This window comes from Actinomadura violacea, assembly GCF_017573465.1.
GTDB classification, from domain to species: domain Bacteria; phylum Actinomycetota; class Actinomycetes; order Streptosporangiales; family Streptosporangiaceae; genus Spirillospora; species Spirillospora violacea.
Window position 1 is genome coordinate 13,083 of record NZ_JAGEPF010000057.1, and the last position, 12,341, is coordinate 25,423.

The following is a 12,341-nucleotide window of genomic DNA, read 5'->3' on the forward strand; positions in this document are numbered from 1 at the left end:
CAGTACGCGGTCGTCAAATAGCGGGCACCGCGGGAAGAAGGCACCAACATGCTCATCGCTCAGCGTCCAACTCTCACCGAAGAGCAGGTCGACGAGTTCCGGTCGCGGTTCACCATCGAGCCGCTGGAGCCGGGCTTCGGCTACACGATCGGCAACTCGCTGCGCCGTACGCTGCTCTCCTCGATCCCCGGTGCGGCCGTCACCAGCATCCGGATCGAGGGCGTGCTCCACGAGTTCTCCACCGTCCCCGGGGTCAAGGAGGATGTCACCGACATCATCCTGAACCTCAAGGAGCTGGTGGTCTCCTCCGAGCACGACGAGCCCGTGGTGATGTACCTGCGCAAGCAGGGCCCGGGCGAGGTCACCGCGGCCGACATCGCGCCGCCGGCGGGCGTCGAGGTCCACAACCCGGACCTGCACATCGCCACCCTGAACAACAAGGCCAAGCTGGAGATGGAGCTGACGGTCGAGCGCGGCCGCGGCTACGTCTCGGCCGCGCAGAACAAGCAGCCGGGCCAGGAGATCGGCCGGATCCCGATCGACTCCATCTACTCGCCCGTGCTCAAGGTCACCTACAAGGTCGAGGCCACCCGAGTCGAGCAGCGCACCGACTTCGACCGCCTCATCCTGGACGTGGAGACCAAGCAGGCGATGCTGCCGCGCGACGCGGTCGCCTCCGCCGGCAAGACCCTCGTCGAGCTGTTCGGGTTGGCCCGGGAGCTCAACGTCGAGGCCGAGGGCATCGACATGGGCCCGTCCCCGACGGACGCCGCGCTCGCCGCGGACCTGGCCCTGCCGATCGAGGAGCTGAACCTCACGGTCCGCTCCTACAACTGCCTGAAGCGCGAGGGCATCCACTCGGTGGGCGAGCTCGTGGCCCGCAGCGAGCAGGACCTCCTCGACATAAGGAATTTCGGCGCCAAGTCGATCGAAGAGGTCAAGCAGAAGCTCAACGACATGGGCCTGTCGCTGAAGGACTCCCCGCCCGGGTTCGACCCGAGCGCGGCGGCCGACAACTACGGCGACGACGACCAGAGCTACGCCGAGACCGAGCAGTACTAGCAACCCGATTCCGGCGGCCGGGGCGTGTTCCCCGGCCGTCCGGAACCAGCTGACACCGGTACCTGACACGGCCGGTGCAGGAAGGAAGAACCATGCCGAAGCCCACCAAGGGTCCCCGCCTCGGCGGCAGCGCCGCGCACCAGAAGCTGATCCTGGCGAACCTGGCGACGTCGCTGTTCGAGCACGGCCGCATCACCACCACCGAGGCCAAGGCCCGGCGGGTGCGCCCGCTCGCGGAGAAGCTGATCACCAAGGCCAAGAAGGGCGACCTGCACAACCGTCGCCTGGTGGCCCGGACGATCCGCGACAAGGGCGTCGTGCACGAGCTCTTCACCGAGATCGCGCCGCGCTTCGAGAACCGTCCCGGCGGCTACACCCGCATCACCAAGCTCGGGCCGCGCAAGGGCGACAACGCCCCGATGGCCGTGATCGAGCTGGTGCAGGAGCAGCTGTCGGGCGCTCCGGCGACCGCGCAGGCCGCCCCGGCGACCGAGGCCGAGCCGGCCGAGGCCCCCGCCGAGGAGACCGCCGCCGCGGAGACCGAGGCGCCGGCGACCGCGGAGGCCACCGACGCGGACGCCGAGGCCAAGGCCGAGGGCGACGAAAAGTAACCTCTGCTACCGCAGGTCGCAAGACATGAACAGGCCCACCGTCGGGAACGCGACGGTGGGCCTGATCTTTGCCAGACTTGATGGCATGGTCAGGTCAGGCGGCTGCGGACGGCGGGGGAGCGTGTCGATGAAGGACCCGATGAAACCACGGGCTCATCGGGGGGAACGGACGGGCAGCAGTGGCGAAGGACAGTCCACCTGACATGACCGCACTGGTACGACTCCGCCTCGACATCGGATACGACGGGACGGACTTCGCGGGCTGGGCCCGGCAGCCGAACCAGCGCACCGTCCAGGGGGTGATCGAGGACGCCCTGGCGCGGATGCTGCGGCTGGATCCGCCGCCGATGCTGACGGTCGCGGGCCGCACGGACGCGGGCGTGCACGCGCGCGCGCAGGTGGCGCATCTGGTGGTGCCGGTCGCCGCGTATTCGGCGATCAACGGGACGATGCCGCGCCGGCTGGCGGGGCTGCTGCCGCCGGACGTGCGGGTGTGGCGGGTGTCGGTGGCTCCGGAGGGGTTCGACGCCCGGTTCTCGGCGCTGGCGCGCCGCTATGTGTACCGGGTGTGCGACAACCCGGTGGGCGTGGAGCCGCTGCGCCGCCATGACGTCCTGTGGCATCCGCGTCCGCTGAACCTGAACCGGATGAACGAGGCCGCGCGGCTGCTGGTGGGCGAGAACGACTTCGCCGCGTACTGCCGCAAGCGGGAGGGCGCGACGACGATCCGCGAGCTGCTGCGCTACGAGTGGGCGCGCGACGACCGCGACCCGCATCTGGCGCTCGCGACGGTCGAGGCGGACGCGTTCTGCCATTCGATGGTCCGCGCGCTGGTGGGCGCGATGCTGATGGTCGGGGACGGGCGCCGCGACGTGGAGTGGCCCGCGCAGGTGCTGGCGGCTCGGGTCCGCGACTCGGGCGTGAACGTCGCGCCGGCGCACGGCCTGTCGCTGGAGGAGATCCGGTACCCGGACGACGACAGCCTCGCCAAGCGCGCGCAGGAGACGCGGCGGGTCCGGACGCTGAACGCCGCTGCTGCGGCGGCGGAGCACGCGGCGAACGCCGCGAACGCGGAGCAGCCCGGCGGCGCGTCCTAGACCGGCCGAGAACGGCGGCGGCCGAGGGGAGCGCTCCCCTCGGCCGCCGCCGTTTCGCGGTTCGTGAGCCGTACGTGGTGGTTCAGTCGTACGTGGTGGTTCAGTCGTACGTGGTGCGTCAGCCGTGCGCGCGGGCCTCGATCGGCCGGGCGTCGTAGCCGAGGAACTCCTGCGCGATCTGCTTGGCCAGCTTGTCACCGGGCTTGACCGGGTCGCCGCCCGGGTCCTGGACGTAGGCGTAGATCACGTACCGGCCGCGGACGGTGACGGCCGCGTACCCGCCGGCCCGGTCGACGTCCTTGGCCTGCTTGCCGGACATGCCGCGGAACCACTCGTACTTGCCGGGGTCGCCGGCGCGGCTGACCCGCAGCGCCGCCGCCCGGTTCGGCATGACCGCGATCCCGGTCGTCACCGCCCACGTCTTGATCTTGTTGACGAAGGTGGCGCGAACGACCTTGCGGCAGCTCTCCCGCTGCAGGGTCTTCAGCATGGAGCCGCGCGCCGCGTAGCCGAGGTTCTCGTTGATGGACCAGCGGTCGCGAGCGAAGGTGCGGCTGCCGAGCGTGACGGTCGTCTCCGGGAAGGCCTCGGTGAACGACAGGTCCTTCGGGTCGGTCTTCTCGTCGTTGATGTCGACGGGCCGCGGCTTGGGCGGGGTGCTCGCCTTCGGCGGCGCCGACGCGGCGCGGCTGGGCTCGGCGTCCTTGCGGGTGGCGCCGTCGCTCTTGGAGCCCGTCGTGCCGAGGGCGAACAGCGCGGCGACGGCCGCGAGCACGACCGCGGCGCCGCCGCCGATGAGGACGAGGCGGCCCTTGCCGCCGCCTCCGCGCGGCCCGCCGCCGGGCGCGGGCGGCGCGCCGGGGCCGCCGGGGCCCGCCGGACCGGGCTGGTCGAGCGGGACGCCGCCGTCGGAGTGGTAGACGGGCGTGATCACGGGGGCCATGGCGGGCTGCTCGGCCGTGGCGGTCGCGGCGCCCGCGTCGTTCTGCGGGTACGGGCCGCTGCCGGTGGGCGGCAGGACGCCGGGCGGCAGGATCGCGTCCGGGACCAGGACGGGGGCGACCGCCGCGGACGCCTTCTCGGCCTCCATGGCCTTCTCGAACGGCGACGTCCCGTCCGCACTGCCGCGCGGCGGGGAGGGGGGCTCCTGCACGGGCCGGGTCTCCTCGGTGGGCTCGGCCTGCGCGGCCTGCTCGGTGGTGTTCTGCGCCGGCGCGGGCGCGGGTTCGGCGGGCGCGGGCGCCGCGGGCTCGCCGTCCTTCGGGGGAAGCGGCGGTGCGATGCCCATCGGCCCGGTCGTCGTGCCGGCGCCCGGGGCGTCCGCGGCCGGTTCCACGCCGTCGCGGACGGCGGCGAAGCCGTCCGGGTCGGTGTCGCCGAAGGCCAGGGGCCGCTTGCGCAGCGGCTCGGACGGGACGGCGCGGCGGGAGTCCACGCTCGGGACGCCGATCCCGGCGACGAGCGTCCCGGCGGGCGGCTCGCCGGCCGGGCCGGCGGGCGCGGCCGCCGCGGGCCGTTCGGCCTCGGGGGCCGCCGGGGTCGCGGCCTCGGCCGGTTCGCCGGCGGGCTCGGAGGCCCACCAGGGGGTCTGCAGGCCGAACGCGGGGAGCCGGAGGGAGGACGCGGACGTTGCCTCGTCGGCCGGGGCCGCGCCGCCCGCGGTGGCGGGCGCGGCGGACTCGTCGATCGGGGCCTGGGGGGCGGGAGCGGCCTCGGTGCCGGCGGAGCCTCCCGCGGGAGGGACCGCACCGAAGCTGGGGGGCGCCGAAGCGGCGGGGGCGGTCGCCGCCCCCGCCTCCTCGGCGGTCTCCCGGGTGTCTCTAGGTCCAGACATAAGCAGACAGGGTATTCAAACCGGTCATTTCTTGAGGGGTTTGCCTTCGGTTTCCCTGTAGTGCAGGGCGAGGGCGAGGTCGCTGCCCTTGTAGAGCTCGGCGCCGAACACGCTGACCGCCTTATGGTACTTCGAGGCGATGGCCTTGCCGTCGGGCCGCTGCACCCAGGTCATGACGAGGTAGTGGCCGCGCACCTGCGAGGTGCCGAGGGCGAGGCCCTTGCCGGCCTTCTTGGTGACGCCCTTGCCGGGCAGGGCCTGCAGGAACGCGTCCTTGGCGGACGCGGCCTTCAGGGCCTGCTTCGCGGCGTCCGCGGACTTGAGGTTCAGCACGCCGATGGTGCCGATGAGCGAGCCGCTGCTGAGCGCGTAGGTGGCGCGCAGCGCCTGCGAGCAGGCGCCCTTCTTGAGCGCCTTCGCCAGCGCGGTGCCGCCGACGACGGCGCCGCACTTCGTCGTGGAGGCGGCGGCGGTCCGCACGTACTTGCCGCCGGCGGCCTTGAACGACGACTTGCCGAACACCTCCGACAGCGACAGCTTCACCGGGTCGGTGGCGCGGCTCTGCAGCTTCACCGCCTGCAGGGGCGGGACGGTCGGCGACGCCGGGGCCGACGGCTTGGTGGACGCGGCGGCGGGCGGCGCCTTCTTCGCGGGCTTGTCGTCGCCCTTCATCATCGACGCGACGCCGACGCCGCCGCCGATGAGGACGAGCCCGGCGACGACCGCGCCGCCGATGATCAGCGGGAGGCCGCGGCGGCGCCCGGACGACCCGTCCTCGCCGGACGGCCCGGGGGGCGCGCCGTCGAAGTCGCCCTGCGGGTAGCCGCCGGGCATCGGGGCGCCGTAGGGGTCGTCCCCGGGGCCGCCCGGGACCTGCCCGAACTGCTGCTCCTGCCCGAACTGCTGCTCGTGCCCGAACTGGTCGGCCTGGCCCTGCCCGAACTGGTCGCCCTGCCCGAACTGGTCGCCCTGCCCGAACTGGTCGCCCTGCCCGAACTGGTCGCCCTGCCCCTGGCCGAACCGATCGGCGGCCGGAGGCTGCCCGAACCGGTCCTGCCCCGCCGGGCCGAAGTCGCTCTGCGGGAACGCGTCCTGGCCTCCCGCGGACGGCGGCTCGCCCCACAGGGCCGGCGAACCCGCCGCCCCGCCCGGGGGCTCGGCCGCGGCGGACGGCGGCCCGAACGGCTCCGCGTCCAGCGGCCCGGTCCCGAAGGACTCGCCGCCGAACGGGCGCGCGCCGGACCCCTCGCCGCGCGGGGCGGGGGCCTCGTCATTGTCGTTGCCGTACGGTGGCGCCTCGGCTCCGGAGCCGTACGGCGCCTGCGGCGACGGCCCGGACGGCCAGCCGCCGGGCCTGCCTTGATCGCCCGGATAACCCATGGCTCTGGACCTTACCGTTCCTCGTTCAGGGCTCTGGACCTTCGGAACACCCACCATGACATGGGGGCGAACCGGACGCCGGTGCTTTGCGGAAGGTCACCGTCCGGGCCCGGGCCGTCACGGCCGGCCGTCACGTCCAGCCGAAATCCTGGGTCCACAGCGGTCCGTCCGGGCCCGCGGCCATGCCGACGCCGATGGCGCGCAGCCCGCAGTTGAGGAGGTTCGCGCGGTGCCCGGGGCTGTCCATCCAGCCGCCGACGACCGCGGCGGCGGTCGCGTACCCCTTGGCGATGTTCTCCGCGCCGGGGCTCGGGTAGCCGGCGTCCAGCATCCGCGTCCAGGGGCTGTCGCCGTTGAGTGAGTCGTGGTCGAAGTAGCCGTGCGCGGCCATGTCGGTGGAGTGCCTGCGGGCGGCGGTGGCGAGTCGCTGGTCGACGCGGAGCGGCTTGCACCCCGCTTTCGCGCGCTCGGCGTTGGTGAGCGCGACGACGGCGCTCGCGGCGCCGGACGGGCCGGGCGCCGCGGTCGAACCGCCCGCCGGCGGCTCTCCGTCCTGCGTGGACGGCGGCGTCGTCTTCGCCTCCGGCGGCTTGGAGGACGGGGAAGAAGGCACCGCTTCCGGCGTCGGCGTCTCTATACCGGCGGCTGGGGCGTCGGCGGGCGCGGTGCGCGCGCCGCGCCCGGGACCGGCGCCGGTGTTGCGCTCGTCCTGTCCTGACGAGGGGCCGGGCTCGGTAGGCGTGCCGCCGCGGTCGGACGCGGCGATCGGCTCGGACCGCAGCTGGGGGAGGACGAGCCGGTCGAGCGCGAGCCCCGTGCCGATGGCGAGCGCCGACGCGCCGAGCGTCGCCGCGATCGCGATCAGCGGCCGGGCGCCGGACCGGCTCCGCCGTGCGCGCCGCCGCCGTCCGCCGGCCACGAGCCGGCCGGGCCGTGCCGCGGGAGCGGGGCCGCGTGCCGCGGGCTCGCCGGAGTGCCGGGCCTGCTCGCCGGAGTGCCGGGCCTGGTGGCGTCCGGCGGGCCGGCCGGATCTGCGGGGACGGGACAGCGGGGGCTCCCGGGTGCGGGCCGGCGGTGGCGGCGTGGACCGGTCGGCGGCACCATATCCCGCCATGGCGGGCCGAACCCCAAGATCGTCCGAAACGGCCTGCCGGGCGCGCCGGGGCCTCGCGGCGGACGCCCCCCTGACCATGCTGCATACTGGACGGTGGCTGGGAGACTGCCACAGCGATCCGTATTTTGACCTGCGCGCGCGAGCACGGGTATCCTGCGGGTTTGTTGTATGCGTCGACGCCTGTCCGGGCGGGAGACGAATCGCAACGACGTGTCGGTGTGCCCCAAGCGTGTCCGTCCCAAGGATGGATGCGCGCACTAACGGGCCCCGGCCTCCCGGAGCGCCAGGTCGGAGATCCAAGTGTCCTGATCGGCGCGAGCAGGATATCCGCTGTGAAGTCGACGAGAAACGAAGGCTGACGACCGTGCGCACGTACACCCCTAAGCCCGCTGACGTACAGCGTCAGTGGTACGTCATCGACGCGACCGATGTCGTGCTTGGCCGTCTCGCCAGTCAGGTCGCGCAGCTGCTTCGGGGTAAGCACAAGCCCATCTACGCCCCGCACATCGACACCGGTGACTTCGTGGTCATCGTGAACGCCGACAAGGTGGCGCTGTCGGGCAACAAGCTGGAGCAGAAGAAGGCCTACCGGCACTCGGGCTACCCGGGCGGTCTGCGCTCGGTGGCCTACGGCGACCTGCTGGCCAAGCACCCCGAGCGGGCGGTCGAGAAGGCGATCAAGGGCATGCTGCCCAAGAACACCCTCGGCCGGAAGATGTTCTCGAAGGTGAAGGTCTACGCCGGTCCGGAGCACCCGCACCAGGCGCAGAAGCCCGTCCCGTTCGAGATCACCCAGATCAGCCAGACCGGCAAGTGACGCGGACGCGCGACCGCGCGCGCCCGCAGCGGCCGCCGGGGCACCCGGGACACCGGGCCTGCCGCCCTGGCCAGAACACCTGAGGAGAAGCGTGACCGAGTCCACCGAGACGCCCGCCGAGGGCGTCGACCTCGACTCCTACGAGGACGCTCCGTCCGAGTACAGCACCGAGACCCCCGAGACCGCCGGCGAGGGCTACCTCGGCCAGCCGGTCGCCACCGGCCCGGCCGCGGGCACCGGCCGCCGCAAGCAGGCCATCGCGCGGGTCCGGATCGTCCCGGGCACCGGCCAGTGGAAGATCAACGGCCGCACCCTGGACCAGTACTTCCCGAACAAGGTCCACCAGCAGATCGTGAACGAGCCGTTCGTGCTGCTCGGCCTGGAGGGCCAGTTCGACGTGCTCGCGCGCGTCAACGGCGGCGGCACCACCGGCCAGGCCGGCGCGCTGCGCCTCGGGATCTCCCGCGCGCTGCAGTTCGCGAACATCGAGCACCGCCCGGCGCTGAAGAAGGCCGGGTTCCTCACCCGCGACGCGCGGGTGCCGGAGCGCAAGAAGGCCGGCCTCAAGAAGGCCCGCAAGGCTCCGCAGTACAGCAAGCGCTGATCGACGGCACGAGCCGCCGCACCCCGTGGACTCTTCCGCGGCCGCCCCGCAAGGGCGGCGCACCGGGTGCGGCGGCTCGTCCGTGTTCGCAGGGCCTGGCCCACTAGATTTGACCGCATGGGCGGACGGGGCGCGCACCCGCTCCCGGCCGCCCGCGCGGTCTTTTCGTCTTTCCGGGAGTTGAACTGTGGCTCGTCTGTTCGGGACCGACGGCGTGCGAGGGCTCGCCAACCGCGACCTGACCGCCCCGCTGGCCATGGACCTGTCCGTCGCGGCGGCGCGGGTCCTCGGTGAGCAGGGCGCGTTCCGGGGGCACCGGCCGATGGCGGTGGTCGGGCGCGACCCGCGGGCCTCGGGCGAGTTCCTGGAGGCGGCGGTGGTGGCCGGCCTCGCGAGCTCCGGCGTGGACGTGCTGCGGCTCGGGGTGCTGCCGACGCCGGCGGTCGCGCACCTGACGCACGAGCTGGCCGCCGACCTCGGCGTGATGCTGTCGGCGTCGCACAACCCCGCGCCCGACAACGGCATCAAGTTCTTCGACCGCAGCGGCTACAAGCTGCCGGACGAGATCGAGGACCGGATCGAGGCGCGGCTCGGCGCGGCGTGGGAGCCGCCGACGGGCGCGGGCGTCGGCCGGGTCCGGGAGGCGCACGGCGCGGTCGAGCAGTACGTCGCGCACCTGCTGGGGACGCTGCCGGTGTCGCTGGACGGGCTGCGCGTGGTGGTGGACTGCGCGAACGGCGCGTCCAGCGAGGTGGCGCCGGAGGCGCTGCGCCGCGCCGGCGCCGAGGTGATCACCATCGGGACGGCGCCGGACGGGCTGAACATCAACTCCGGCTGCGGTTCCACGCACCTGGACGCGCTGTGCGCGGCGGTGCGCGAGCACGGCGCGGACGCGGGGATCGCCAACGACGGGGACGCCGACCGGTGCCTGGCGGTGACCGCGTCGGGCGAGGTGGTGGACGGCGACCAGATCATGGCGATCCTGGCGCTGGACCTGCGGGAGGCGGGCGCGCTCGCGTCCGACACCGTGGTCGCGACGGTGATGTCGAACCTGGGCTTCAAGCTGGCGATGCGGGAGGCGGGGATCGCGGTGGTGGAGACCGCGGTCGGCGACCGGTACGTGCTGGAGGCGATGAAGGACGGCGGGTTCGGCTTCGGCGGCGAGCAGTCCGGCCACGTGATCATGCTGGACCACGCGACGACCGGCGACGGCGTGCTGACCGGCCTGCACCTGCTGGCCGCGATGGCGCGGCGGGGCCGCCCGCTGGACGAGCTGGCGAAGGTGATGACCCGGCTGCCGCAGGTGCTGATCAACGTCAAGGACGTCGACAAGGGCCGCGCGAAGACCGACCCGGGCCTGGCGTCGGCGGTCGCCGACGCGGAGGCCGAACTGGGCGAGACGGGCCGGGTGCTGATCCGGCCGTCCGGCACCGAGCCGATGGTGCGGGTGATGGTGGAGGCGGCGTCGCACGACCAGGCGCAGGCCGTCGCCGAGCGCCTGGCCGGCGTCGTCCGCGACCTGCTCGGCTAGCCGGCCGGGCGCCATGCCGGCAGCTCTTCGAACGCCTCGGCTGCCGCGGACGTGTCCTGTTGCGGTGCGGTGTGGCGGAGGTTTCCGCCCTACGCCTCAGCCGTCGCGCGAGCGCGTTATCTGACCGGTGAGGCGACGCCGGAGGCGAGCCACACCGGGAAGCTCGCGAAGCGAGGTCGCGCTCGCCCAAGAACGGTCAGGGTGCGAGCCGCCAGGCGAGCACCCTGGGCCGGGCTTGTGAGAACACAGCACCGACCCCGCGTTCGGTGCGGACGCGGGGTCGGTCGGCGGCCTCGGTGCCCTGGGCGTCGTCGGGTTCGTTGCTCATCCGATGAGCATATTCGGGCGCCGCGGCCCTCAGCCGCCGCAGAGTTCGAGCATCTTCTGCTTGTCCGCGGAGGTCACCGGCAGCTCGTACTTGAGCGACACCTGCGCGATGCGGACGCCGTAGGAGCACCGGATGCGCTTGTTCGGCGGGAGCCAGGACGCGGGCCCGGAGTCGCTCTTGGCGCCGTTGAGCGGGCCGTCGACCGGGATGAGGTTCAGCGGGTCGTTGGCGATGGACTCGCGCTTGTCCTTCGTCCACCGCGACGCGCCCATCTGCCAGTCGTAGGACAGCGGCATGACGTGGTCGATCTGGATGGCGGTCGCGTGCGACTTCGTCCAGTGGATGGTCTTGCCGGAGTACGGGTCGTCCAGCGTGAGGGAGATGATCACGCAGTTGGACCCGGACCGGTACTTCACGTCCTCGCCGTCGCGCTTCAGCAGGTCGTTGCGGGTGTCGCAGCCGTTGTGCGCGAACGGGACGTTCGGGGCGTTGTCCATCCACGCGTAGCCGAACTTGTCGCGCTCGTAGCCGGTCTTGGGGCCGCGTCCCTTGGTGTCGACCTTCTTGATGAGGGCGCGGGCCTTGGCGAGGTCGCCGGACGAGGTGATGGCGGCGAGGCCGGGCTTGGTGCCGTCCGGGTTGTCGAGGGGGCTGACGGCGTGCCCGTCGTTGGCGGACGGCCCGGACCCGCCGCCCGATCCGGTCGACCCGGTCGCGTCCGTCTTGCAGCCGGAGGCCAGGAGCGGGACGGTCAGCGCGAGCGCCGCCGCCGCGGCGGCCGTCCGGCCCCGGGTCCGTGCCCGCAGCGGGGTCCGTTCCCGCGGCAGGGTCCGCTCCCGTCGGAGCGCGCGTTCCCGTCGCAGCCCGTTGCGCCGCGTCATGCCCTCACCACCCTGAGTTTTCTGTCGTCTTTCACCCAGAAGCGGGTAAATAAACGATCAAATCGTACGGACTCGCGTCGGCGCCACGTTCACCGGGCTTTTACGGCAGCATGTGGCGGGTGCTGCACCTCAGAGCGATCGTCCCGCCGGACCGCACCGACGCCGTCTGCGCGGCGCTGTCGGAGTGCGCCGGCGCCACGAACGTCGTCGTCCTCCCCGGAGCCGCGCGGTCCCCGCAAGGCGACCTCGTCCAGGCCGACGTGGCCCGCGAGTCCGCCAACGAGGTCCTCGCCGCGCTGCGGCGGCTGGGCATCGACCAGGACGGCTCCATCGCGATGGAGAAGATCGACCTGTCGATGTCGGCGGTCGCCGAGCGGGCCGAGCGGCGCGCGCCCGGCCACGGCGACGACGCGGTCGTGTGGGACGAGTTCGACCGGCAGGTCACCGAGGGGACGATCCTGACCTGGTCGTTCATCGCGTTCCTCGCGCTGGCGACGCAGCTGGCCGCGATCGCCGCGCTGATCGACTCGCCGGTCCTGGTGGTCGGCGCGATGGTGCTCGGCCCGGAGTTCGCCGCGGTCGCGGCGATCTGCTACGGGATCTTCCGGCGGCAGCCGGTGCGGATCTGGCAGGCCGTCCGGGCGCTGGTCATCGGGTTCGCCGTCGCGATCGCGATCACCTACGTGTGCGCGCTGTTCAGCAAGTGGACCGGCGTGATCGAGACGGACCGGCTGCCGGCGCACCGGCCGCTCACCGCGTTCATCTACAGCCCCGACCGCTGGTCGTTCATCGTCGCGCTGCTGGCCGGCGCCGCGGGGGTGCTGTCGCTGACGGCCGGGAAGTCCTCGGCGCTGGTCGGCGTCTTCATCTCGGTCACCACGGTGCCGGCCGCCGGGAACCTCGCGGACGCGCTCGCGCTGAAGCACCGCAGCGAGATCACCGGCTCGCTGGAGCAGCTCGGCGTGAACTTCGCCGGGATGATCATCGCGGGGACGGCGACGCTGTTCCTCCAGCGCGCGGTGTGGAACGCGGTCCTGCGCCAGCGGGGCCGGGCGGCGGCCAGACGGTCGACCTGAGGTACG

General features: G+C 73.2%; 12 protein-coding genes. 7 read left to right on the forward strand and 5 right to left on the reverse strand.

Annotation, left to right across the window (positions count from 1 at the left end; genetic code table 11):
- Nucleotides 1-48: 48 nt before the first annotated feature.
- From J4709_RS51640 to truA, 3 genes are all read left to right on the forward strand, one after another.
- Nucleotides 49-1,062, forward strand: a complete 1,014-nt coding sequence (locus tag J4709_RS51640; RefSeq protein ID WP_208252875.1) for a DNA-directed RNA polymerase subunit alpha — start codon at nucleotides 49-51, stop codon at nucleotides 1,060-1,062.
- Nucleotides 1,063-1,154: 92 nt separating this feature from the next.
- The gene (gene rplQ, locus J4709_RS51645; RefSeq protein ID WP_208252876.1) at nucleotides 1,155-1,673 is read left to right on the forward strand and encodes a 50S ribosomal protein L17; all 519 of its coding nucleotides are present in this window, start codon (nucleotides 1,155-1,157) and stop codon (nucleotides 1,671-1,673) included.
- Nucleotides 1,674-1,876: 203 nt separating this feature from the next.
- The gene (gene truA, locus J4709_RS51650) at nucleotides 1,877-2,770 is read left to right on the forward strand and encodes a tRNA pseudouridine(38-40) synthase TruA (RefSeq protein WP_208252877.1); all 894 of its coding nucleotides are present in this window, start codon (nucleotides 1,877-1,879) and stop codon (nucleotides 2,768-2,770) included.
- A gap of 118 nt (nucleotides 2,771-2,888) precedes the next feature.
- On the opposite strand, the gene J4709_RS51655 is transcribed toward truA, so the two are convergent.
- From J4709_RS51655 to J4709_RS51665, 3 genes are all read right to left on the reverse strand, one after another.
- Nucleotides 2,889-4,604 carry a hypothetical protein gene (locus J4709_RS51655; RefSeq protein WP_208252878.1) on the reverse strand — a complete coding sequence of 572 codons (1,716 nt, stop codon included), beginning with the start codon at nucleotides 4,602-4,604 and terminating at the stop codon, nucleotides 2,889-2,891.
- Nucleotides 4,605-4,628: 24 nt separating this feature from the next.
- Nucleotides 4,629-5,984: a hypothetical protein gene (locus tag J4709_RS51660; RefSeq protein ID WP_208252879.1), complete on the reverse strand. Its 1,356-nt coding sequence runs from the start codon at nucleotides 5,982-5,984 to the stop codon at nucleotides 4,629-4,631.
- 130 nt (nucleotides 5,985-6,114) lie between these two features.
- A complete protein-coding gene (locus J4709_RS51665; RefSeq protein ID WP_208252880.1) occupies nucleotides 6,115-7,098 on the reverse strand; it encodes a CAP domain-containing protein in 984 nt (327 codons plus the stop codon).
- Nucleotides 7,099-7,462: 364 nt separating this feature from the next.
- Between J4709_RS51665 and rplM the strand changes: the two genes are divergently transcribed.
- The 3 genes from rplM (at nucleotide 7,463) to glmM (ending at nucleotide 10,050) form a co-directional block, all read left to right on the forward strand.
- Nucleotides 7,463-7,915 (forward strand): 50S ribosomal protein L13, encoded by a 453-nt coding sequence (gene rplM / locus J4709_RS51670; RefSeq protein WP_208252881.1) that lies wholly within the window; start codon nucleotides 7,463-7,465, stop codon nucleotides 7,913-7,915.
- A 91-nt stretch (nucleotides 7,916-8,006) separates the two neighbouring features.
- Complete coding sequence (gene rpsI / locus J4709_RS51675; RefSeq protein WP_208252882.1) at nucleotides 8,007-8,519, forward strand: 30S ribosomal protein S9; 513 nt, start codon at nucleotides 8,007-8,009, stop codon at nucleotides 8,517-8,519.
- Between the two features lie 187 nt (nucleotides 8,520-8,706).
- Nucleotides 8,707-10,050, forward strand: coding sequence for a phosphoglucosamine mutase (gene glmM / locus J4709_RS51680; RefSeq protein WP_208252883.1), 1,344 nt, complete (start codon nucleotides 8,707-8,709; stop codon nucleotides 10,048-10,050).
- A 196-nt stretch (nucleotides 10,051-10,246) separates the two neighbouring features.
- Here glmM and J4709_RS55325 read toward each other — a convergent pair whose 3' ends face one another.
- The gene (locus J4709_RS55325) at nucleotides 10,247-10,378 is read right to left on the reverse strand and encodes a hypothetical protein (RefSeq protein ID WP_269757702.1); all 132 of its coding nucleotides are present in this window, start codon (nucleotides 10,376-10,378) and stop codon (nucleotides 10,247-10,249) included.
- Nucleotides 10,379-10,407: 29 nt separating this feature from the next.
- Nucleotides 10,408-11,259, reverse strand: coding sequence for an HNH endonuclease family protein (locus J4709_RS51685; RefSeq protein ID WP_208252884.1), 852 nt, complete (start codon nucleotides 11,257-11,259; stop codon nucleotides 10,408-10,410).
- 119 nt (nucleotides 11,260-11,378) lie between these two features.
- On the opposite strand from J4709_RS51685, the gene J4709_RS51690 reads away from it, so the two are divergent.
- Nucleotides 11,379-12,335: a DUF389 domain-containing protein gene (locus J4709_RS51690; RefSeq protein WP_208252885.1), complete on the forward strand. Its 957-nt coding sequence runs from the start codon at nucleotides 11,379-11,381 to the stop codon at nucleotides 12,333-12,335.
- The last annotated feature ends 6 nt before the right edge of the window (nucleotides 12,336-12,341 follow it).